The sequence below is a fragment of the Candidatus Poriferisocius sp. genome (assembly GCF_965204015.1).
Classification (GTDB): Bacteria; Actinomycetota; Acidimicrobiia; order Acidimicrobiales; family Bin134; genus Poriferisocius.
This window is the reverse complement of record NZ_OZ241965.1, coordinates 1,865,366-1,886,378: the sequence shown is the minus strand read 5'-3', so window position 1 is coordinate 1,886,378 and position 21,013 is coordinate 1,865,366. Positions and strand designations below refer to the sequence as shown.

At 66.3% G+C, this 21,013-nt stretch carries 21 protein-coding genes; 8 read left to right on the top strand and 13 right to left on the bottom strand.

The window, feature by feature from the left end:
• The first annotated feature begins 27 nt into the window (after positions 1-27).
• A complete protein-coding gene (locus ACOGJC_RS08410; protein ID WP_419848054.1) occupies positions 28-1,209 on the top strand; it encodes an aminotransferase class V-fold PLP-dependent enzyme in 1,182 nt (393 codons plus the stop codon).
• Position 1,210: 1 nt separating this feature from the next.
• Here the strand turns inward: ACOGJC_RS08410 and ACOGJC_RS08405 are convergent, their stop codons facing one another.
• On the bottom strand, positions 1,211-1,414 hold the full coding sequence (locus ACOGJC_RS08405) for a hypothetical protein (RefSeq protein WP_419848053.1): 204 nt from the start codon (positions 1,412-1,414) through the stop codon (positions 1,211-1,213).
• Positions 1,415-1,476: 62 nt separating this feature from the next.
• Positions 1,477-2,574, bottom strand: a complete 1,098-nt coding sequence (locus ACOGJC_RS08400; protein WP_419848052.1) for an aromatic ring-hydroxylating oxygenase subunit alpha — start codon at positions 2,572-2,574, stop codon at positions 1,477-1,479.
• Between the two features lie 290 nt (positions 2,575-2,864).
• Here ACOGJC_RS08400 and ACOGJC_RS08395 point away from each other — a divergent pair, with 290 nt between their 5' ends.
• Entirely contained in the window at positions 2,865-3,605 is a 741-nt protein-coding gene (locus tag ACOGJC_RS08395) for a PaaX family transcriptional regulator C-terminal domain-containing protein (protein WP_419848051.1), read from the top strand.
• A 72-nt stretch (positions 3,606-3,677) separates the two neighbouring features.
• Here ACOGJC_RS08395 and ACOGJC_RS08390 read toward each other — a convergent pair whose 3' ends face one another.
• Positions 3,678-4,679 (bottom strand): queuosine salvage family protein, encoded by a 1,002-nt coding sequence (locus ACOGJC_RS08390; protein ID WP_419848050.1) that lies wholly within the window; start codon positions 4,677-4,679, stop codon positions 3,678-3,680.
• A 64-nt stretch (positions 4,680-4,743) separates the two neighbouring features.
• Here ACOGJC_RS08390 and ACOGJC_RS08385 point away from each other — a divergent pair, with 64 nt between their 5' ends.
• A complete protein-coding gene (locus ACOGJC_RS08385) occupies positions 4,744-5,523 on the top strand; it encodes a polyphenol oxidase family protein (protein WP_419848049.1) in 780 nt (259 codons plus the stop codon).
• Positions 5,524-5,534: 11 nt separating this feature from the next.
• Here ACOGJC_RS08385 and ACOGJC_RS08380 read toward each other — a convergent pair whose 3' ends face one another.
• From ACOGJC_RS08380 to ACOGJC_RS08365, 4 genes are all read right to left on the bottom strand, one after another.
• The gene (locus tag ACOGJC_RS08380) at positions 5,535-6,926 is read right to left on the bottom strand and encodes an FAD-binding oxidoreductase (RefSeq protein ID WP_419848048.1); all 1,392 of its coding nucleotides are present in this window, start codon (positions 6,924-6,926) and stop codon (positions 5,535-5,537) included.
• Positions 6,923-8,503 (bottom strand): glycerol-3-phosphate dehydrogenase/oxidase, encoded by a 1,581-nt coding sequence (locus tag ACOGJC_RS08375; protein ID WP_419848047.1) that lies wholly within the window; start codon positions 8,501-8,503, stop codon positions 6,923-6,925. The genes ACOGJC_RS08380 and ACOGJC_RS08375 overlap by 4 nt, the downstream gene beginning before the upstream one ends.
• Positions 8,504-8,583: 80 nt before the next feature.
• Positions 8,584-9,144, bottom strand: coding sequence for a dCTP deaminase (dcd, locus tag ACOGJC_RS08370; RefSeq protein WP_419848046.1), 561 nt, complete (start codon positions 9,142-9,144; stop codon positions 8,584-8,586).
• 39 nt (positions 9,145-9,183) lie between these two features.
• Positions 9,184-9,738, bottom strand: a complete 555-nt coding sequence (locus ACOGJC_RS08365; protein WP_419848045.1) for an HD domain-containing protein — start codon at positions 9,736-9,738, stop codon at positions 9,184-9,186.
• Between the two features lie 75 nt (positions 9,739-9,813).
• On the opposite strand from ACOGJC_RS08365, the gene ACOGJC_RS08360 reads away from it, so the two are divergent.
• From ACOGJC_RS08360 to ACOGJC_RS08350, 3 genes are all read left to right on the top strand, one after another.
• Positions 9,814-10,749: a zinc-binding dehydrogenase gene (locus ACOGJC_RS08360; RefSeq protein WP_419848044.1), complete on the top strand. Its 936-nt coding sequence runs from the start codon at positions 9,814-9,816 to the stop codon at positions 10,747-10,749.
• 93 nt (positions 10,750-10,842) lie between these two features.
• The gene (locus tag ACOGJC_RS08355) at positions 10,843-11,415 is read left to right on the top strand and encodes a hypothetical protein (RefSeq protein ID WP_419848043.1); all 573 of its coding nucleotides are present in this window, start codon (positions 10,843-10,845) and stop codon (positions 11,413-11,415) included.
• Positions 11,324-12,355, top strand: a complete 1,032-nt coding sequence (locus ACOGJC_RS08350; protein ID WP_419848042.1) for a serpin family protein — start codon at positions 11,324-11,326, stop codon at positions 12,353-12,355. The genes ACOGJC_RS08355 and ACOGJC_RS08350 overlap by 92 nt, the downstream gene beginning before the upstream one ends.
• Before the next feature lie 52 nt (positions 12,356-12,407).
• Here the strand turns inward: ACOGJC_RS08350 and ACOGJC_RS08345 are convergent, their stop codons facing one another.
• Together ACOGJC_RS08345 and ACOGJC_RS08340 are read right to left on the bottom strand one after the other, a co-directional pair.
• Positions 12,408-13,040, bottom strand: coding sequence for an N-carbamoylsarcosine amidohydrolase (locus tag ACOGJC_RS08345; protein WP_419848041.1), 633 nt, complete (start codon positions 13,038-13,040; stop codon positions 12,408-12,410).
• A gap of 13 nt (positions 13,041-13,053) precedes the next feature.
• The gene (locus tag ACOGJC_RS08340) at positions 13,054-14,250 is read right to left on the bottom strand and encodes a CaiB/BaiF CoA transferase family protein (protein WP_419848040.1); all 1,197 of its coding nucleotides are present in this window, start codon (positions 14,248-14,250) and stop codon (positions 13,054-13,056) included.
• 32 nt (positions 14,251-14,282) lie between these two features.
• On the opposite strand from ACOGJC_RS08340, the gene ACOGJC_RS08335 reads away from it, so the two are divergent.
• Entirely contained in the window at positions 14,283-15,185 is a 903-nt protein-coding gene (locus ACOGJC_RS08335) for a hydroxymethylglutaryl-CoA lyase (RefSeq protein WP_419848039.1), read from the top strand.
• Between the two features lie 26 nt (positions 15,186-15,211).
• Here ACOGJC_RS08335 and ACOGJC_RS08330 read toward each other — a convergent pair whose 3' ends face one another.
• From ACOGJC_RS08330 to ACOGJC_RS08315, 4 genes are read right to left on the bottom strand one after another with little or no spacing between them, the layout of a single operon-like run.
• Entirely contained in the window at positions 15,212-16,672 is a 1,461-nt protein-coding gene (locus ACOGJC_RS08330) for a dihydroorotase (RefSeq protein ID WP_419848038.1), read from the bottom strand.
• Positions 16,665-18,074 carry an MmgE/PrpD family protein gene (locus ACOGJC_RS08325; protein WP_419848037.1) on the bottom strand — a complete coding sequence of 470 codons (1,410 nt, stop codon included), beginning with the start codon at positions 18,072-18,074 and terminating at the stop codon, positions 16,665-16,667. Before ACOGJC_RS08325 ends, ACOGJC_RS08330 begins: the two co-directional genes overlap by 8 nt.
• The gene (locus tag ACOGJC_RS08320) at positions 18,071-18,898 is read right to left on the bottom strand and encodes a cyclase family protein (protein WP_419848036.1); all 828 of its coding nucleotides are present in this window, start codon (positions 18,896-18,898) and stop codon (positions 18,071-18,073) included. The genes ACOGJC_RS08325 and ACOGJC_RS08320 overlap by 4 nt, the downstream gene beginning before the upstream one ends.
• Positions 18,895-20,085: a CaiB/BaiF CoA transferase family protein gene (locus tag ACOGJC_RS08315; RefSeq protein WP_419848035.1), complete on the bottom strand. Its 1,191-nt coding sequence runs from the start codon at positions 20,083-20,085 to the stop codon at positions 18,895-18,897. The genes ACOGJC_RS08320 and ACOGJC_RS08315 overlap by 4 nt, the downstream gene beginning before the upstream one ends.
• A 171-nt stretch (positions 20,086-20,256) precedes the next feature.
• Between ACOGJC_RS08315 and ACOGJC_RS08310 the strand changes: the two genes are divergently transcribed.
• Complete coding sequence (locus ACOGJC_RS08310; protein WP_419848034.1) at positions 20,257-21,009, top strand: IclR family transcriptional regulator; 753 nt, start codon at positions 20,257-20,259, stop codon at positions 21,007-21,009.
• The last annotated feature ends 4 nt before the right edge of the window (positions 21,010-21,013 follow it).

The window sequence follows — 21,013 nt, the reverse complement described above, 5'->3', positions numbered from 1 at the left end:
CGTCGGGCGCCGTTGTAGGGTTCGGCGGTGGTTTCTGTGAGTCCGTGGCTGCTTGAAGACGGGGTGCTGCACCTCAACCACGGGTCGTTCGGGGCGACGCCGGCCTCTGTGCTGGAAGCGCAGGAGCGGGTGCGCCGGCGTATGGAGGCCAATCCCACCAGGTATTTCGTGGGCGACGAGTACCAGCATGAACTGGATACCGCCCGCCGGGTGGTGGCCGACTTCGTGGGGGCCGATGAGGCGGGACTGGTGTTCGTGAATAACGCCACCACCGGTGTGAACGCGGTGATGCGGTCGCTGGAGCCGAGCCTGGCTCCCGGCGATGAGATTCTCATTACCGACCACGAATACAACGCCTGCGTGAACGCGGCGGTGGTCTCGGCGGAGCGGACTGGTGCCCAGGTGGTCACCGCCCGGGCGCCGTTCCCGCTGGAGTCCTCCCAGGAGATTGTCGATGCCGTGCTCGGGGCGGTCACCGATCGCACCCGCGTCCTGCTGATCGACGCGGTGACCTCGGCCACGGGGCTGGTGATGCCGGTGGCCGAGCTTGCCTCCGCCTTAGAGCCCGATGTGGCGGTGTTGGTGGACGCAGCCCACGGCCCCGGCATGATCGACTTCGACGTTTCTGCTTTAGGCGTCTCCTATGTGACCGCCAACTGCCACAAGTGGATGTGCGCGGCCAAGGGAGCGGCGTTGCTCTGGGTTCGGGAGGACCGCCGGGAGGGGGTGTACCCCCCGGTCATCAGCCACGGCTACAACGGCGGCTGGCCATCGAGCAGCAGCCACTTCCATGCCCAATTCGACTGGACGGGAACCCAGGACCCCAGCCCTTGGCTCACGGTGCCCGACGCCCTGGACGCAGTGGCCGCCATGCACCCCGACGGCTGGTCCGGGGTCCGAAAGGCCATTCGGGAGCTGTGCCTGACCGGTCGGGAAATCCTGCTCGACGCCCTGGGGATCGATCCCCCAGCCCCAGAGGACATGATCGGGTCCATCGCCTCGGTACCGGTCCCTCCCGCCGACCATTCAGGATCAGAGATATTCGACCCCCTCATGGACGCGCTGGCCGACAAGCACAACATCCTGGTACCAGTATTTGCCTGGCCCGACCCGCCCGAGCGCCTGCTGCGAATCTCCGCCCACCTCTACAACGAGGAATCCCACTACCGAACCCTGGCCACCGCCCTCCTCGCCGAGCTCAGCGCCTGACCTATCCCGGATAGATGAGCCACAAAACTGACAACACGACCCAGGTACAGACCACCAGCCAATAAGTACCCGGTTGCTCGCGGCGGGTGACGCGCTGGACGAAGCTGCTCTCGCCGGTGACGATGTCGAATGCGGCCCAGGCCAAGAACAGCAGGGCAAAGAGCCAAATCTGGTTGGATAGCGAAAAGGCCCACACCGCGGCCACCGCAGTCCATGTCGGCCACAACCGCAAGGATCGGGATTGGGTTGGTCGTGCAGGATTTGGGATCACCGGATCTCCTCGGCGTGGACGGCGGGCGGCTCAATGCCGTTGATCCGCCAATTGAGGTAGTGGCCGAAGTCGGCCACTACCCGCTCAATGGGAACGAGACGTCCGGGCTCAAAATCCCCGATGGCACCACGCTGTCCTCTCTCGCAGATGGCTTTGTCCTCGGGCAGGAAGTCCGGCAGGGAGTAGGCCGCCGCGGTACTGGCCAATCGGCTGGTCCAGCGCCTGAATCGATCATTGGTGCGACCACCGGGAGATGAGGCAGCAGCCCCGCCAGTGCGGATGGTGCAGCGTTCAGCGCCGATCGGGTGGGCCGTCTGCCAGTAGAAGCCGCCGGAGTTGAACACGCCCACGAAGTTGGGCGGCAGGCTGATCAGGAGGTAGTCGTCCTGGTTTTCCGCCTTGCCACCGGTGGCTGTCGCCCTGGCCGAGCCAGTGATGTAGTAGGCGTCCCTGGTCGGCGTGAAGGGCTCGAGCGTCTTGGGGTGGACCTGGAACAAGTGGTAGCTCTCCATTGCGTTCACAATTGCCAGCTTCCAGTTGCAGCCCCACTCCTGTGTGTCTTGCTGGTCTGAGCGGTGGACCATTTGGTCGATCCCGTGGGCGACCACGTGGGGCTCGATGGCCGCGAAACGCTCGGTGAGCGGCTCCACGTCGGGATTGAGGCTCACGAACACCAAGCCGTGCCAAGACTCGACTCGGTACTTCGGCAGGCAATGCGCTGCCTTGTCGATGGCGTCGTTCGGCGCAAACGGCACCGACAGCAGCCGACCGTCGTCGTTGTATGTCCAAGCATGGTACGGACACTGGATTCGCTTGGCATTTGAGGGCCGATCAACCAGCTGGGTTCCCCGATGAGCGCAAAGGTTCGACATTGCCGCCAGCTCGCCCTGCTGATTGCGCCACAACAGGACTGGTTGGTTGCCGATGATGACCGGAAGCTGATCGCCTTCAGCGCCAACATGATCCTCGGTGGTGACGAACACCCAATCTCCGTGCCAGATGCCGCCCTTTTCGGCCTCAAAGAACGAAGGATCCCGATAGGCGACGTTGGGCAGGGCACGGTCGGGGGCGAACGTCAGCGCAGCGGAACTCACAGGGGGCAATGTAGCGGTATTGTCGCAAAATTACAACGGTCGTTGATAAAATACGACAACATGGCAGGTCCCAGGGAGAGGAGCACAGTGGCCCTATGAGTTCTGTTCCAACTCGTGCTCTTGTCCTGTCGGGGATAGGCCAAGACGGACGGGTGTCAGCCGGCCCTCTGTTTGCGATGGCCTCCCTCCTCGGGCATTCCGACAAGGCAATGCGCGACTGTCTCGGCCGGGTTGTCAGGGAGGGGTTGTTGACTCAATCCGGGGGTCGGGGCCGCTTAGCGGAATATTGGGTGACCGATGCGGGGCGGGCCGAGCTCGATGCGGATATTGGCTGGTCGGCCTTTGCCCATCGAGTCGATGCCGGGCTCGAACCCTGGGATCGGTATTGGCGGCTGGTCGGGTTCGGGATTCCAGAGAGGCGTCGGGGCGCCCGTGATGCCATTCGCAACCTCCTAGTTGAGTTTGGGGCTGCCCCTGTCCAGTCGGGGCTCTACGTCCACGCCTACGACCTGACTGACTTCGTCTTCCAGCTTGCCGACCACCTCGAGGTGTCCGACGCTGTGACGACTTTCGCCACCCGAACGATCCGAGTCGGGGAGGAACTGTCCGACGAGCATCTGGTCGAGCGGCTTTGGCCGTTGGCCGACCTCGCCGGGCGGTACGAGGTGGTTGGCCGGCAATTGGAGTCCATAGCCGAGCAGGCCCGAACGATGGACGGCGACCAGGTGGCCGCTGCCATGGTTTCGGCCATCGTCGCCACCGAAGCGGTCATGCGCGACGATCCGCTCTTGCCGACCGAGCTCCTTCCCGACCGATGGCCCGGCACTGAGGCGCGTCAGGCCTTCTTGGCCGCGCACTCCGCAGCAAGCACCCAAAGCGAGCTATTCCGCAATTCCCAGCTGATGCAGTCCTACACCCAAGAGATTGATCGCGCCCTCGCCTTGACCTCGGGCTCGTTTTGGAATCGGTGGTGGCCCCGCCTCACCAACGCCTACCAGGCCAGACTGCCTCCAGCAGCGACCCGCTCCTAGCTCTCTCCGCGCTGATGACATCCGCCGGGCGTGTTCGGGCTGTTCAAGCCCCAAGAACCTGCACTCAAGTGGTCAGTACATGATGGTGCGGGTTAGGTGGTGGGGCCAGAAGGTGGCGTGGTAGGCCTTCCAGAGCCGGAAGTCCACCTGGGGGACTACGAGTGCCGCCGACGGTGGGCGGATCTGGTTGATGGCGTCGGTGAGCAGAGCGGTGGCATAGAGGGTGTGAGCCCGGATCTCCACTTCTTCAGGGCTGTCCGCGGCGATCAGTTCGCCTCTGTTGATGGCAGCTTCCAGATCTGGGGCATAGGACAAGATGTCCATGAGCCGCAGGGCGACGGGGACGATGTAGTCCGCGAACGCGGTCATCCGATCCAGGTCAGCGACTGCGAAGGCACCTTCACTGGCCAGTGCCATGTGCAGTTGCCACAGCCAGAGCTGGGCCAGCTTGTGCAACTGCACCTCATGGCCATCGTGAGTGCTGACATCGTTGAACCGGGGGAACTCGGCCACGAGCCGCTCCATCAGACCGTTGCCCGCGGCGTACATGGCGGGCGCGCAGTCGGCCACGAACCGGTGGGCGCTGCCGCCATAGCGCTCGGCCAGAACTTGGCCCGCCGCGTTGAGGATTTCGACCCGCTCATCGAGCATGGGGAGCTCGATGTTCCCGGTGAACACTCGGCCCAGTTCGGCTCGGCTGATCTCGGCCAGGTAGGCGCCGTCGGTCAGCGGCACGCCATCGTCCAACGCCCGGGCAACGCAGGCGAACATGCCCTCGCTATCCGACCAAGTGCGACCCCCATAGTCGGCGGCGAACTTCATCCCGGAGTCGAAGTCGGTGAAGGCGAAGTTCATGACCGCATAGAAGAACGAGACGTCGATGATCTCTGCCGGGTCGGTCCGGTCGCTGACTGCCTCATCGACCGCGCCAGACGGAAAAGCGAACTCCTCGTAGGCCATCCACGAAGCCACTTGCTCGATGGCCTCAACCGATGTGCGAACGTGCCGGGAGCGCTCGACCACCCCGCGTACCGACCGCAGAACCGGCGAGGACCACACTGGAGATTCGTACATGATCTACTCCTGTTGGAACACCACTTCCCGTACGATTTTGACTGGTTCGTCGTGAGGAACGCGAATGGATGCAATCCGGTTTAGCTTCGACAGTGATCAGGCGCTAGCTGCGGTCACGGGCCGTGAGGGTGGCGTGAGCAGGGGGGAGTTGGGCAGCCTCAACCTTAGCTATGAGGTGGGGGATGATCCGGCGCGCGTTGTCGCCAACCGCAAGGTCGCGGGCGACGGCCTCGGCTTCGATTTCCGGCACCTGGTGGTGCCCCGTCAGGTGCACGGGGTTCGGGTCAAAGTCGTCGGCGAGCAGGACAGGGGTAGGGGGGCCGATTCGGCCGATTTAGGGATAGCCGCCTGCGATGCGCTGGTAACCAGCACGCCGAATCTCCCGATGGCCGTCCTGGTGGCCGACTGCGCGCCGGTGATGCTCTACGACCCGGCACAGCCGGCCATCGGCGTCGTGCACGTGGGATGGCGCGGGGCAATTGGACGCATCGCCCAGAAGGCAGTGGAGACCATGGCTCGGGAGTTCGGCAGTCGACCACGGGATATCCAGGCTGGCATCGGGCCCTGCCTTCAGCCGCTTTCCCTAGAGGTCTCAATGAACGAGGCCATGCAGGCCGAGGGGGAGTTCCATCAGCAACCGGCGGTTCTCTACGACGTGGGAGACAAGCCGCATCTGGACATCCCGTTCATGGTCAAACAACAGCTGCTGGATGCCGGTGTGTGGCTCAAGAATATTGAAGACTGTCGAATGGACACGCTGGACGCCCGGCGCTTCTTCTCCCACCGCGGCCAATCCGGTCGAGCGGGGCGGTGCATGGGGGTTGCCATGCTGCGGGCCCCATAGGCGGCCGGCGGTCAGTCGGGGATCAAGACGCCGGGGTTCATTAGGTTCTGGGGGTCGATAGCGGCTTTGACGGCTCGCAGGATGCCGATGCCGGCGTTGCCGTGCTCGTCGGCCATCCAGGGGCGGCGGACTCGGCCGATGCCGTGGTGGTGGGCGATGCCGGCGCCGCTGTCTGTGGCCGCGCCCATGGCCGCGGTCCAGCAGGCGTCGTAGACCGACTGGTACTCGTCGGGATCAGACGGCTGGGCGGCGAAGGTGAAGTAGAGGTTGGCCCCGGACTGGTAGGCGTGCGAGGTGTGGGCCGTGGCCGCGATCACGGTGGGCACCGCGCTGATGGCCTCGATGACCGCGGTGTAGAGCCGGGCCAGGTGGTGCCAGCCTGTGGCCACCTCGATGGTGTCGGCCACCAGGCCCTGCTCGAAGAGCTCGGTCCAGGTGGGCACGGTGTTGCGGTGCTCGAACCAGTGGTCCACCGCACCGGGGTCGGCTGGCTCGCCTCCCCCCGTCCGGCATAGCTCGGCTACCGCGGCGGCCTCCAACTCCGCGTGACCGGGCGGTCCCTCGTGCAGAAAGATTGCCACGCAGCGGCCTTTGGGCACATGGTCGCGGAAGTGGCGGCGCGTCTCACCAGCGTCGTACAAGCGCACCACCGGGGGCCGCCAGCCGGGCACGATCACGCTTCGCACCGCGTCGATTCCCGCGCTCATGTCCTTGAAGTGGAACGCCTGGCGCACCCCCGGCTCGGGAAGCGGGCGCAACGAGAATGTCACTTCGGTGATGACTCCGAGCGTGCCCTCGCTGCCCAGCAGCAGCTGGCGCAGATCGGGCCCGGCCGATGCCCGGGGAGTGGGCCGCGATCGAAAGAGCGACCCGTCGGGCAGCACGGCCTCCACCGAATACACGATGTCCTCGATATTTCCGTAGGCGGTGGAGTACTGGCCTGAGGCACGGGTGGCCACCCATCCGCCCACTGAGGACACCTCGATCGATTGAGGCCAATGCCCGATGGTGAAGCCGTCTCCTCGCACCCGGTTCTCGGCGTCGATGCCCATGGTGCCCGCCCCGAACGCCGCCAAACCGTCCACCGAGTCGAGCCACCGCAGCCCGCTCAAGCGCTCGGTGCTAATCACCACCGAGTCGGAAGACGCCAAGACACCGCCGACGCAGCCCGACCCGGCGCCCCGGGGAATCATCGGCACCCCGTAGGCCCGGCATATCCGCACTGTCTCGGCCACCAGTTGGGCTGTCGAGGGCATCGCCACCGCCGCAGGCAGCGCCAGCCGGCCTTGCCACTGGTCTAACTCGGAGCGGGGCCAGGTATCGCGGGCCCGGCGTCGACGGGCGTCGTCGTCGAGAAGGAGCTCGTCGCCCAGCAGGCCGGCGAGTTCGTCGAGAAGCGTCATCCGGTGTTGTCCTGAAATTGGAGCTCGCTGGCGTAGCGGGCTTGAACCGATTCGATCTCAGCGGCGGTGCGGGCCTCGTCCCATCCCAGCAGATCGGCCATCCGAGTTGCCGCCGGGGCGAGCAGGGCCACACGCTCGGCGGGCGTGTACCAGGCGGCCCGAGTGCGGCGATAGATGAAGTCTTCGAGGGTCAGAGCACCGTCCACCTCCACAGCCCAGCTCACTTCGCCGGCCACCACCCGGCCGCCGGGAACCAGCGGTTCGTCGCCCCGGGCCAGCACTGGGCCGGTTTCGTCGCCGTAGAGCCGCACCAAGCGGTCGGCCAGCGGGCGATCGACTCCGGTGGCGGCCACCGATGCCGCGTGGTGGTCGAGGCTCGACGAGAAATTACCGCCGGGGATCGGGTCGGGGCCCGGCCCCGGTGCCAGTGATCGGCCCAACCGCTCAGCCACGAAATCGAGCACCGTCATCGCCATGGTGCGAAAGCCGGTGAGCTTGCCGCCCGCGACGGTGATCATCCCCCCAGTTCCCACCCACACCTCCTCCTTGCGGGAGATCTCGGTGGCCTCCTTGCCCTCTTGGGCTACCAGCGGGCGTACCCCCGACCAGGCCGCCACCACGTCGTCGAGGCCTAGAGGCTCGACATCGAAGTAGCGCTTGAGCGGGTGAAGCAGGTACTCCACGTCGGTTTGCTTGATCTCGGGCCAAAGAAGCTGGCTCCCGTGATAGCTGGTGTCGGTGGTGCCGATGGCCACAGAGTCGCCTCGGGGCAGCACGAAGATGCTGCGCTTGTCATGGGTTTCCATGATCACGAGGTTCCGCACAGGGAGCCGGACGGCGTCCACCACGATGTGTATTCCCTTGGAGGGGTGGAGGCGGTCGGCAGCGCTCTTCTCCTCCAGGTTGGCTAGGCGCTCCACCCAAGGTCCGGTGGCGTTGACCACCGCATCAGAGCGGATCTCCACCCGGTTGCCGCTCACCCCGCATTCGGTCACCACCCCGTCGATCCGATCCCCTTCCCAGATCACGTCCACTACCGGCAGCCTGCTCGCCACCTGGGCACCAGCGCCCACCGCATCGCGCAGCACGGCCAGAACGAGGCGGGCGTCATCGGTCATGTACTCCCGGTAGGCGCATACCCACGGATACTCGTCCCGCCGGAGGCAGGGCTCTCGCTCGCCAAGAGCGTCCCGATCCCAGCTGAGGTGCCGGTCGGCGTCGGTCACGGCGCCGAGCTTCTCGTAGGCGCCGATTCCGGCCCGGATCTTCATCAGGCTGGCCCGGCTGCGAGCCGGCACCACCATCCAGCACGGCTCGGCCAGATGCGGTGCCATCTGATGTACGGCCTGGCGCTCCCGCGCCGTCTCCCGCACCAGCCCGACCTCCCCCATGGCCAGATAGCGCAATCCGCCGTGGATCAGCTTGGAGGAGCGGGACGAGGTTCCCGCGGCAAAATCGCTGGCCTCCACCAGCGCCACCCGCAGCCCACGTCGGGCCGCATCCCGCGCCACCCCCGCCCCGGTGATCCCCCCACCAATTATCACCAGATCAAACCGCTCGCCCCCCAGCTCGGCCAATAGCCCAGAACGTGAGTTCGGCGTCAGCGACGTCGAAAGAGCGGTTTCAGACACTGCTTAGCTATGTCTGTCGCTCCCCACTACCAGTTCTTCCAGTAGCGGGAGGGGATGGGGCCGGCTTGGTCTTGGTACTTGGAGCCGGCCTCGGTGGAGCCGTAGGGGTTCTCGGCGGGGGTGGTCATGCGGATGAAGGAGATCTGGCCGATCTTCATTCCGGCGTACAGGGTGATAGGCAGGGTGGCCACGTTGGACAGTTCTAAGGTGAGGCGGCCATTCCACCCGGCATCCACGAATCCGGCGGTGGAGTGGATCAACAGCCCAAGGCGGCCCAGCGACGACTTGCCCTCCAGCCGGGCCACCAGGTCGTCGGGAATCCGCACTCGCTCCAGGGTGGAACCCAGCACGAACTCGCCGGGATGGAGGATGAACACCCCGTCGGACTCGATCTCCACCGGCTCGGTGAGGGCGTCCATGTTGCGCTTGACGTCGATCAGACCCTCGGTGTGGTTGCGGAACACCCGGAAATGCCGGTCGATGCGCAGGTCGACCGAAGAAGGCTGGATGGCGCCGTCGGCCAGCGGCTCGATCTCGATGCGGCCCGCCTCCAACTCCTTGCGGATAGATACGTCGGAGAGGATCACGTCAGCGAGGCCACTCGGAAACGGCTTCGCCCGCCTTCGTCATGCTCGGGGGGCGAAGAAGCTGCGCACCAACGGCTCGTAGTGCTCCAGGGGCGGCGTGGGGTAAGACGGATCGAAGGCAGGCATGTCGTACTCGGCGCAGAACTCGGCGCAGCGGTCGTAGTGAGGGTGGTCGGCGTAGGCATCGCGGCTGTTGCGATCGAGGCCCACGTGGTGCCAGAAGTAGTAGCCCTGGAAGACGCCGTGCATCTGAACCATCCAGTGATTGGCCTCCGACACGAACGGCTTGAGGATGGCGGCGGCCAGATCGGGATGGTTGTAGGGATTGAGCAGGTCGCCGATGTCGTGGACTAGCGCGCATACCAGATACTCGTCATCGCGGCCGGCCCGTTCGGCCCGATGAGCGGTCTGGATGCTGTGGGTCAACCGGTCGACGGCGAATCCCTGGGGCCCGGAGGCCAGATCTTGAAGCTCCCGCAGTATCCGGTCGGCCAATCCCTGCTCCAGGAAGTGGTGGGCCGAGGCGGTTGCCGCCCAGTCCTCAGCGGTGGACTCGTCCATGCGGGTGAACGTGGCTTGAGTCAGCGTGGCCATGCCCGAAGCCTACGACATGGATGTCGCAACGACACCCCCGCCATGGGCCGTTTTGACCACTACATTGCAGGGCTGATGAGAGCGGTGGTATTCGAAGATGGCCAGGCGACGATCGGTGAGGTGGACGACCCGGAGCCGGGCCATCGTCAGCTTCTGGTGGCGGTGCGGGCCGCAGGACTGAACGGGGCCGACCTAGCCCAGGCCAAGGGGGGTTACTCGCCGCCGCCGGGTGTGCCGGCCACCGGCGGGTTGGAGATGGCCGGCGAGGTGGTGGCCGCCGGTGTGGGCTGCCTTCGGTTTTCGGTGGGTGACCCGGTCATGGCGGTTGTCCAGGGGGGCGGGCAGGCCGAGCGGTGCGTGGTAGACGAACCGTTGGCCATTCCGGTGCCCAAGGCGCTGGGCTGGGAGAGCGCCGGGGGATTCCCCGAGGTGTTCGCCACCGCCCACGATGCCCTGTTCACCCAGGCCGATCTGGCCATGGGCGAGCGGGTGTGCATCCATGGTGCGGCCGGAGGGGTGGGAGTGGCCGCGGTGCAGCTGGCCGCGGCCGCAGGCGCTCAGGTGACCGCGACCGTGCGCAACCCCGACTCTCGCGGCGCGGTGGCCGGACTGGGGGCACACGCCATCGATCCGGCGGACTTCATTGATGCCGGTCCGTTCGACGTGATTCTCGAGTTGGTAGGCGCTCCCAACTGGCCCGCCAACCTGAAAGCCATGGCCACCGAAGGGCGCATTGTGGTGATCGGCGTGGGCGCAGGGTCGGAGGTCACGCTGAACCTGGCGCTGCTCATGGTCAAGCGGATCCGGATGTTCGCCTCTACACTCCGGCCCCGCTCCCTGGAGCAGCGCGCCGCCGTTGCCCGGCGGGTGGAGCACCACGTGCTCCCTCTCGTCGAATCGGGTCGGGTCAAGGTGCCCATTGCCCGGGCCTTCCCGCTGACCGAAGCCACTGCGGCCTACGAGTACTTCGCCGTCCCCGGAAAGCTCGGCAAGGTTGTGCTGATTCCCTAGAAGAAGCGGGAACCGGGGGGTTGGAGTGGGACGTCCAAATGGCATGACGAAGGTGATCGGGCTACTGGTGTTGCTGTGCTGCATTGCTGTGGCGTGCGGCTCCGAGGATTCGCCGACTCCTGTGGCCACGACCGTTCCAACCGCGGCGTCGACCTCGCTATCGACGCCCTCGCCAACACCCGATTCCACTCGTACTCCAGTGCCGACGCCATCGCCGACATCGGTTCCCACGCCGGTATCGACCCCGGCACCGACTTCGGTTCCCACGCCGGTGCCGACCCCGGCACCGACTTCGGTTCCCACGCCGGTGCCGACCCCGGCACCGACTTCGGTTCCGACGCCAGTGCCGACCCCGGCACCCACTCCGGCACCGACCCCGGTTCCGACGCCGACACCCACGCCAGTGCCGACCCCGGTTCCGACGCCGACACCCACGCCGGTGCCGACCCCGGTACCCACAGCTACTCCAGAGGTGGAATTGGTGTCCGATCGGCTGCCCGCCGATCCCGATGCCCCAGCCGCCAGCTGGGTTGGGGGAGTCAACGCCGCCGGGTGGGGTTTCCACCGGCACTTGGTGGGGAATTCGGTTTCCAGCCCGATCAGCATCGGGGTGGCCTTCAGCCTGAGCCGGGCGGGAGCATCACCGGACTCCGCCGCGGCGCTTGACAGTATCTTCGGATTCCCTGAGGAGGGCACGCACCGAGCAGCCAACGCCGTCGATCTCAGTCTGGCCAAAGCCTCGGCGGAGCCCACCATCTTGGAAGTGGCCAACCGACTCTTTCCCGACCACCAGTTTTCACCTCGGCGCGAATTCCTGAACATCGCCACCGCCCACTACGGCGCCGACCTCCAGCCTGTCGACACCGCCAACGGCGCCGAAGCGGCCGACATCATCAACGGCTGGGTATCAGACCGCACCCGCGGTCTCATCCCCATGATCGTTGATCCGGGCGTTGTCCAGAATCAAGAGCTGGTGATGGTGAATACGGTGTACCTGAAGGCCGACTGGCTTATGCCGTTCCTCACCGAGTTCACCAGCGAGCGCCCGTTTACCACCAGTGGCGGCCAAACGGTGACGGTGCCCTTCATGCACGACCGGGTGCCTCTTCCCCGTCGATTCGTCCAGATGGAAGGCGCCGACGCCGTGGAGTTGCCCTACATGGGCCAAGAACTGGCCATGTGGCTCATCGTCCCCCACGAGATCGACGGCTTGGCCGCGGTCGAAGAGTCGCTTGACCCGGGGACTTTGATCGGGCTGGGCCGCGCCGCTCTAGTGGGCTCGGTGAGCATCACAATGCCCAAGTGGGAGCAGACCCTGCCGCCCGCCGACCTGTTCGAGTGGCTTTGCCCGCTGGGGTTCTGTCCCGGCGCAGGCTTCGAGGGGATTGCCCCCGGCATCTTCATGTCCGCCGCGCTGCACGGCGCCAAGGTGATCGTCGACGAGAAGGGCACCGAAGCGGCCGCCGCTACCGCCACCGCCTTCCCGACATCGCTGCCCCCCGAACCCGACCTCACTGTCGTCGCCGACCGCCCCTTCCTATGGGCCATCGTCCACCAACCAACCGGCGCAATCCTGTTCGTGGGCCGCCTGGTCAACCCCGCTTAGCGATCAGCACCGTTCGCTCCGACACCGCTCTCCAAGATCTCCGCTACAGCACTCATTTCCGAGCAGCCAGGAAGTCGAGCACCTCCTGTTCGGACACAACGTCGGCGTATTTGGCGTCGAGGTCGAACAGGTTGGCCTCGTGGACGCGCTGGTCTCGGTCGCCGCAGGCGTCGCGCACCACGATGGGGACGAACCCGTGCTGGCAGGCGTCGAGGGCGGTGGCTCGGACGCAGCCGCTGGTAGACACGCCGGTGATGATCAGCGTGTCGACGCCCAGGGAGGTGAGCGTGGAGGCCAGCGACGTGCCGAAGAATCCCGAGGCGTACTGCTTGACCACCACCACTTCGTCGTCGGCTGGTTCCAACCCGTCGCCGTACTCGGCTAGTGGGTTGCCCCGAACGAAGCACTCCAGCGCGGTGACTTTGCGGAAGAAGATCCCGCCGTCAGCACCGCCGGGCTGGAACTCCACCCTGGTGTGCAGCACGGGAATCTGGGCACTGCGGGCCGCGGCCAGTAGTCGAATGCACGACTCGCGGGCGTCTTCCACTCCGGCATAGAGCGGCGAATCGGGGTCTAGATAGGCCTGGCAGAAGTCCACCACCACCAGCGCGGGGTGATCGCCGAAACCCAATCGGTTGCTGAACCCGGCCTGGCGGTAGTCCTCGGCCAATCCGTCATCGGTCATTGGCGCTCACCCTTCATCCGATGACACCGTCGGCCCGGAGCTGGTCGACCGCATCGTCGTCTAGTCCGAGGATGCCGCCGAACACCTCTTCGTTGTGCTCGCCCAGCGTCGGGCCCGACCACTCGATCTCTCCGGGGGTGTCCGACAGCTTGGGCACCACGTTTTGCATGGGGATCGAGCCGAAGTCGGGGCTGTTGACCCAGGCAATGGCCTGGCGGGCGGCGAAGTGCTCATCGGCCAGCATCTCGGGGGCACGGTACATCTGGCCGTTGGGCACGCTGTGCTCGTTCAGCAGCCGGTGCAGATCCTCGGCGTCGACGGTGGCTGTCCACTCGGCGATTAGCTCATCGAGCTCAATCTGGTTGTCACCCCGGGCGAGGTGGGTGGCGTAGCGGGGATCCTCGCCCAGCTCGGGGCGGCCCATCGCCTCGGCCAGCCGCCGCCACACAGTGTCCTGGTTGCCGGAGATCAGGTGCATCTTGCCGTCGCGGGTGGGGTAGACGTTGGCCGGCGCGATGTTGGGAATCATCGAACCGGTGCGCTCGCGAATGAACCCGGCCACGTGGTACTCGGTGAGCAGCGACTCCATCACCGCGAGCACCGACTCGTACAGCGCGGCATCGACCACCTGCCCTTTGCCGGTGCTGTGGCGGGCGTGGAGGGCGTTGAGGGTTCCAATGGTGGCGAACATGGCGGTGAGGGTGTCGCCGATGCTGATGCCGGTGCGGCTGGGCATCTTCTCCGGATCTCCGGTGGTGTAGCGGATGCCGCCTATGGCCTCGCCAATGGCGCCGAAGCCGGGCTGGGACGTATACGGCCCACTCTGGCCGTACCCCGAAACCCGGGTGATGATCAGCCGGGGGTTGACGGCGTGGAGCTCCGCAGGCGACAGGCCCCACTTCTCCAGCGTGCCGGGGCGGAAGTTCTCCACCAGCACATCGGCATTGGCCGCCAGTTGGCGCACAAGATCCTGGCCGGCGGCCTCCCGCAGATTGATGGTGACCGACTTCTTCCCCCGACCCACCACCGGCCACCACAGCGACTTGCCGTCGGCCTTCTCCTGGCCCCACACCCGCATGGGGTCGCCGGTGCCAGGCGGCTCTACCTTGATCACCTCAGCACCGTGGTCAGCTAGCTGCTGGCCGCAGAACGGCCCGGCCAGCAGCGTGCCCATTTCGATGACCCGGATATCGGTGAGAGCCCCGGTCATGTTCGTCCTCCCTGGTTATGCTCAGACTTGCTGTGAGCGAGCGCATTCAAATCGTCGAAGTGGCCCCCCGGGACGGCTTGCAGGCCGACCCCGCCGACCTCAGCACCGCCCAAAAAGTCGAGCTCATCGAGCGGCTGGTGGCCGCGGGCCATACCCGCATCGAGGCCACCAGCTTCGTCAGCCCCAAAGCGGTGCCCAAGATGGCCGATGGGGACGCGGTCATGGCTGGCGTTCCCCGGTCGGCCGAAGTGAGCTACAGCGCGCTCGCTCTCAACCAAAGAGGGGTTGAGCGAGCCATAGAGGCTGGGGTCGACGAGGTGTGCGGGGTGGTGGTGGCCACAGAGGCGTTCTCCCAGGCCAACCAGCGGGCCACGGTGGCCGAGTCGGTGCAGCGGTGGCGCGACATCAGCGATGCCGCCCGGGCCTCCGGCGTCAAGACCGCGGTAACCGTCTCGGCCGTGTGCGGATGCCCCTATGAAGGGCGGGTGGACGCCGAGAGCGTGTTCGACATCGTGGGTGAGCTGGCCGAGACCCAGCCCGACGAACTGGCCCTGGCCGACACCATCGGAGCCGGGGTTCCCACTCGGGTGGCCGAATTGTTTGCCGGGGCCCGAGAGCGGGCGCCCGGCATTGCGCTGCGAGGGCACTTCCACAACACCCGCAACACCGCGCTGGCCAACATCGCGGCGGCAATCGACACCGGCGTGCGGGTGTTCGACTCCAGTGTCGGAGGGGTCGGTGGCTGCCCCTTCGCTCCCAAGGCCACCGGCAATGTGGCCACCGAGGACGTGGTGTACCTGGTGCATGAGATGGGCTACGACACCGGGCTCGACCTGGATGCGCTCATTGAAACCAGCACTTGGCTGGAAACCCAGCTCGGCCATGGGGTGCCCAGCCTGGTGGCCAAGGCCGGGGGATTTCCCACTCCGAAGTGATCTCCTGAGGCCAGCGCGGGGGGCGATCATGTCGGCCTCTTCTGGTATTGCCCGAGAGGGCTGCCCACCACTTGCCCGTCGGACAGGATGCGCTGGCCCCTCATCCAGACGTGACTGACCCTGCCGGTGAGCTCTTGGCCCTCGAACGGGGTGTAGCCCTGGCTGGACTCCGACTCGGCGGCTCGCACCACATGGCTGACCCCCGGATCGAGCAAGGCGATGTCGGCGTCGTAGCCGACTCCGATGGTGCCCTTGGTGCCCAGGCCGTAGCGCCGCGCCGGGTTCCACGACAGCAGCCGGGCCATGTCGGGCAGTCCCAAGCCCCGCTTGGTGCCTTCGGAATACAGCCCGTTCAGCAGATACTCGGTGCCCCCGAAACCGCTCTTGGCCAGCCAGATGTCATCGGGATTCTCGGCGGAGACCTTGGCCTCGGCCCGGCAGCAGGCGTGGTCGCTCACCACCCAGTCGACTTCGCCGGCCAGCACGTGCTCCCACAGCGCCTCCACGTCGGACCGGGGTCGGATGGGCGGGTTGACCTTGCCCCACGGGTCGCCTGAGGTCTCGATGTCCACCAGCAGATGCCCGATGGTGACCTCCCGGCGAAAGTCCACGTTCTCGAAGCACCGGCTCATGCGCAGCGCGGCGTCCATGGCCTTGGCCGACGACAGGTGCAGCAGGTTGATGTTGGCCACCTCGGTCTCGTGGGCCAGATACGACGCCACGGTCACAGCCAGCCCCTCGGAGTGGGGAGGACGGGACGCCGAATAGGCGGCCAAACCAGCCAAGCTGCCCTCGGCCTCGACCAGCTTGGTGTAGGCGGTCATGATCTCCGCCGACTCGCAGTGCATGGAGAGTGAGAGCACATCGGCCAGTTCGGGATGGGCCTGGCGGGCCTCGGCGATGCCCCGCATGATGAACTCGAAGTGGGCGTAGTCGTAGCGCTCGTCGGGCGGGGTCATCAAGAAGCTGGCCTGGTCGTCGCTCGCGCCGTGCAAGCCGTGGCCGCCGTAGAACATGAAGATCTTGAACGAGGTGACCCCGAATTCGGTGGCCAGCATGGGTATCTCGTCGATGTGAGAGGCCTGCATGGGGGCGAGATGGAAGGCGTAGTCCACATAGCTGCGACCGTCGATGAGGCGCAGTACCTCGGGGAAGAACTCGGCGTAGGGGCCGCCTCGGTTGAGGTAGTACTGGCCGGTTCGCATGTAGTTGAGCACCGTGGTGGTGCCGCCTTGGGCGGCGGCCCGGCTCTCGCTGGTGGCATCTTGGTCCAACGGGTTGTAGATGCCCATGTGGGTGTGGGCGTCCACCGATCCGGGGAAGGCGATGAGGCCGGTGGCGTCGAATACCGTGGTGGGTTCAGCGGAAGCGGCCAGGCCGACGGCCAAATCGCTGATCTTTCCGTCGGTGATGGCGATGTCCACCTCGTCAACCGTGCCCGTGTCGGGCCGAACCACTTTGGCACCGGTGATCACGGTGTCAGTCATGGCTGCTTCCTATGGGGTCGAGAAGTGGTGCCAGCAATCCGGTGACCGACGGTGCCGCGGCCAAGCCGGATAAGGCATCGTAGATTCGGCTGGCGACATCGTCGGCCACCAAACCCGCAGTGTTGTCGGCGTACTTGGCCGCCAACTCGGTGGCCGACAGGGGCCGGTCGGGACCGCCCCGGTTGGCCAGCACCTCTTCGGTCAGGGTGTGGCCTGAGATAGTGGTCACGGTCAGCCGGGCGGGAAGCTGGTCGGGGTAGATGGCCATCATTCGGGGGTCGCCCACTACTTCAATGCGGGCCATCAGCTTTCGCCGGTCCGGGTCGCAGGCCAGCTCATCGGTGAAGTCGGCCAAACCGACGCCCAGGCCACCTCCGCCCAAGAACCCGGCGGCAACGGTGTAGGGACCGCTGAACTGGGCTTGGTACCCGGTTTCCGGTTCCCGCTTGGTCTCGATGGGCTCTCCGATGGTGCGAACAGTGGGCGGGGCCACCTCCAGGGTGGCGGTGGCAATGTCGTCGGGGTCTAAACCCTTGCACCGCAAGACGATGGCGGCGTCGATGCCGGTGTGGGTGAAGTGGTTGGCGGGATAGGGCTTGTAGAAGATGCGGTCGGCCTCCCAGCGCTCTCCCAAATCGGCGGTGACCGCACCGCAGTCGGCCTGGTCGCCGAGAAAAGCCTGGAACAGCCCGAATCGGCCCTCCACCGCCGTCGGAGGGCCGGTGATGCCTCGGGCCGCGAGCTGAGCCGCAGTGATCCCGGCTCGGGCGGCCCAGCCGCAATGCAGCCGCTTGACGGTTCCCCCGGCTCGGTTGGCCTCGATGATCCCGCTGGCCATGCTGCACGCGATGCCCATGGCATGGGCGATTCCCTGGGCGTCGGCCCCGAGCAGACGGGCGGCCGCCGCCGCCGACCCCACCGCGCCGCAGATCGAGGTGGCGTGCTGGCCCCGCTCGAAATACACCGACTGGCGGGCCTGGCCGTCGTATCCGCCCATGCCCAACCGCACCGTGACTTCCAAGCCCGCCGCTACTGCATCGATAAGCGCCGCGCCGGAAACTCCCTGCCATTCAGCCACAGCCAGTGAGGCGGGCACCACCGATGCGCTGGGGTGCAGGATCGAAGGCAGATGGGTGTCGTCGTAGTCCAGCGAGTGGGCCAGCACGCCGTTCACAAACGCCGCTTCGGCCGCGGAGGTGGCCCGACCGCCGCCAATGGGAGTGGCTTTAGGGGCGGAACCCTGGTCGGCGGCGAAACCCACGACAGCGCGGGAAGTGTCCAGCACGCTGGCCCGCACCGCGATCCCCACGATGTCGATGATGCGAGAGGGGATGCCAGCTCGCACCGCCTCGGGCACCGGACCGCTGGCCATGGTGCTGAGCTGCGAAAGGACCGGGGTCATGCTAGGGCCAGCGGTCGGACCGGAGCGCCAGTTGCGCCGTAGATGTTCAGGTGGGACAGCACGAACACGAACTCGTACACCTCGTCGGCAGCCAAGCGGTCAAGGTCCAGCGCCTCGATGATGTTGATGCCCTCTTCTACCAGCAGCACCCGGTGGGCGGGCAGCAGAGCGTGGCCCTGTCCGGCGGGCAGGCACTCGAAGGCCAGTGTGTCGGCGCCAGCCAGCGCAGCGCCCTGGTCGGCCAGCCACCGAGCTCCGGCTTCCCCTACCCCGGGCACGCCGGTGTCAGTGCCCAGATAGCGCTCGGGATCGTCGAAGTGCGCCCCCCATCCGCTGCGCACCAGCACGGCATCGCCAGGTTGGATCGGCGTTCCTTGGCGGGCGACGGCGCTCTCCAATTCGGCGACGGTGATTTCGTGGCCACCCTCGCATATCTCCACTCCCAGCAGCCCGGGAACGTCCAACAGCACACCTCGGCCCACAAACGGCGGAAGCTCGTGGATTCCCAGCACGGCGAAACTGCCGCCCGCTTGGGCCTCGGCGGCGTCGACTCCTCCGTAGAGCTGGCCTTGGTGGCTGACGTGGGCCAGGGCATCAACGTGGGTGCCGACATGGCAGCCGGTGGTGAGCAGATCGGCGGCGGCCGAACCACCGTCGGCCCGCACCCGGTCGCCGTGGGCTCGATCCAGGCAGTGGTGAAACTGGGGATGGTTGGGTGATTGGGCCACGCCATTTCGCAGCGTTCGGCCCAAGTCGTACACCACAGCTTGGGCCACCAAGTCGATCAGCCCCGCCGTGCTCACGCTTTGGCTCGAGCTGCTCATGCCACCACCTGCTTGGCTCGCAAATCCTCGATTTGCTCAACGCTCAGTCCAACCTCTTTCAGCACCTCGTCGGTATCCGCCCCCAGATCACGACCGGTGTGCCGGATGGTCCCCGGCGTGGCTGAAAGTCCGAAGAGCACGTTCTGCATGCGAACCGGACCCAGGTCGGGGTCGTCTACCGCGGTGATCGCCTCCCGAGCCTGCACTTGGGGGTCGCTGGCATATTGGGCCACGTCGTAGACCGGCGCCACGGCAACTTCTGCGGCGGCGAACGCCTCTACAACGTCGGCCAGCGTCCGTTCGCCGATCCATGAGGACAGGGCCTCGTCGATCTCTTCAGCGTGCTCGGCTCGACCGGCTCCGGTGGCGAACCAGGGTTCGGACACCAGATCTCCTCGGCCCACCAGTTCCATAGTTCGGCGGGCCACGGCGTCGGCGCTGCTCGACACCGCCACCCAGCGGCCGTCGGCGGTGAGATAGGTGTTACGCGGCGCGTTGTTGGACGAGCGGTTGCCCGACCGCTGGGCGATGTGACCGGTCTGATCCCAGGTGACCACATGGGGGCCGAGCGCGGCGGCCAGGGTTTCCAAGATCGACAAATCCACCACCTGGCCCTTGCCGGTGACCTGGCGGTGGTGGACTGCCATCATCACCGCAGCCACTCCGCTGAAACCGGCCACGCTGTCGGCCAAGCCGAAGGGCGGCAGGGTAGGGGGTTGGTCGGCCTCGCCGGTCATGTGGGCGAAACCGCTCATCGCCTCGATCAGCGTGCCGAACGCGGGCCGATCGGCGTAGGGGCCGGTCTGCCCGTACCCGGTGACCCGGCACAAGATCAGGCCCGGATTGCGGCCGGACAGCACATCCCAGTCCAGACCCCAGCGTTCCAAGGTGCCGGGCCGGAAGTTCTCGATCACCACGTCGGCGGTGGAAGCAAGGTCCAAGAACACCTCAGCGCCCTCGGGATGGCTCAAATCCAAGCCCAAGCAGCGCTTGTTGCGGGCCACCATCTTCCACCACAGCCCGCGGCCGTCCTTCTGCGCACCGTGGCCCCGCAGGCTGTCACCAGTGAGGGGGTGCTCTACCTTGATCACGTCGGCACCGAAATCAGCCATGATCTGGCCGATCAGCGGTCCGGCCAGAACGGTGGAGGCGTCGATGACCCGTAGATCGGCGATAGGGCCAATCATGCGGAACGACGTTTCTCCCAGTGGAACATTGCTTGTAGTGTTCCCCAATTTGGCCGGTTCAGGCAACCATCAACAGGGAATTATGGGTGAAGACACCAGCTTCGCGGTATGGTCATTCCTCTGAGCGGAACAGCAGAAAATTCGGACTCGGTGTCTGGTTCGGGTCGGGGAGTGGCGGCAATCGAGAGAGCCGTGGATGTGCTGTTCCTGTTCTCGCGGTCGTCGAGCACGCTGGGCGTCACCGAGATATCCCGCGAGCTGGGGGTGTCTAAGGCGGTGGTCCACCGGATTCTCACCTCCCTGTGCGAACGCGGCCTGCTCATCGTCGACCCCGAGAGCCGGCGCTACGCGCTGGGGCCCGCGGTGCTGGAGTTGGCCGCGGCCTACCGCGATCAGCTCGACATCAGAGACTTGGCGCTGGAAGAGATGCGCCGGCTCAGCGCCGAGACCGACGAGACCGCCACCCTGTCGGTGCGCCACGGCAACCGCCGGGTTTACGTGGCTCAGATCACTCCTCCCCGCGAGGTGAAGATGACCGTACCCATCGGTGGATCGTTCCCGCTGCATGCCGGTGCATCGTCGAAAGCGTTCCTGGCCTGGCTCAGCGATGGCGAGATTGACCACTACCTGGCCGAGAACCCGCTGGACTCTTTGACCGAGGCCACCATCGTGTCGGTAGACGAGCTGCGCGCCGAGCTGGACCGCATTCGCCAGCAGGGCTTCGCGGTGTCGCTGGGAGAGCGCCAGCATGACGCTGGCTCGGTGGCCGCGCCCATCCTCGACCACAACCACCAACCGGTGGCGGTGATCAGCATCAGCGGCCCGCTGGAGCGGTTCCGCGACAAGATCGCCCGTTCGGCCGCCGCGGTGGTTGAGGCCACCCGAGGGCTCTCGACCAAGCTCGGGGCCCGCCCCACCAACTAAGGAC

Coding starts and splice junctions, on each gene's coding strand:
- ACOGJC_RS08390 (WP_419848050.1), bottom strand. CDS start 4,679: ATGTACGAATCTCCAGTGTGGTCCTCGCCGGTTCTGCGGTCGGTACGC.
- ACOGJC_RS08385 (WP_419848049.1), top strand. CDS start 4,744: ATGGATGCAATCCGGTTTAGCTTCGACAGTGATCAGGCGCTAGCTGCG.
- ACOGJC_RS08380 (WP_419848048.1), bottom strand. CDS start 6,926: ATGACGCTTCTCGACGAACTCGCCGGCCTGCTGGGCGACGAGCTCCTT.
- ACOGJC_RS08365 (WP_419848045.1), bottom strand. CDS start 9,738: ATGGCCACGCTGACTCAAGCCACGTTCACCCGCATGGACGAGTCCACC.
- ACOGJC_RS08360 (WP_419848044.1), top strand. CDS start 9,814: ATGAGAGCGGTGGTATTCGAAGATGGCCAGGCGACGATCGGTGAGGTG.
- ACOGJC_RS08345 (WP_419848041.1), bottom strand. CDS start 13,040: ATGACCGATGACGGATTGGCCGAGGACTACCGCCAGGCCGGGTTCAGC.
- ACOGJC_RS08340 (WP_419848040.1), bottom strand. CDS start 14,250: ATGACCGGGGCTCTCACCGATATCCGGGTCATCGAAATGGGCACGCTG.
- ACOGJC_RS08330 (WP_419848038.1), bottom strand. CDS start 16,672: ATGACTGACACCGTGATCACCGGTGCCAAAGTGGTTCGGCCCGACACG.
- ACOGJC_RS08325 (WP_419848037.1), bottom strand. CDS start 18,074: ATGACCCCGGTCCTTTCGCAGCTCAGCACCATGGCCAGCGGTCCGGTG.
- ACOGJC_RS08320 (WP_419848036.1), bottom strand. CDS start 18,898: ATGAGCAGCTCGAGCCAAAGCGTGAGCACGGCGGGGCTGATCGACTTG.
- ACOGJC_RS08315 (WP_419848035.1), bottom strand. CDS start 20,085: ATGATTGGCCCTATCGCCGATCTACGGGTCATCGACGCCTCCACCGTT.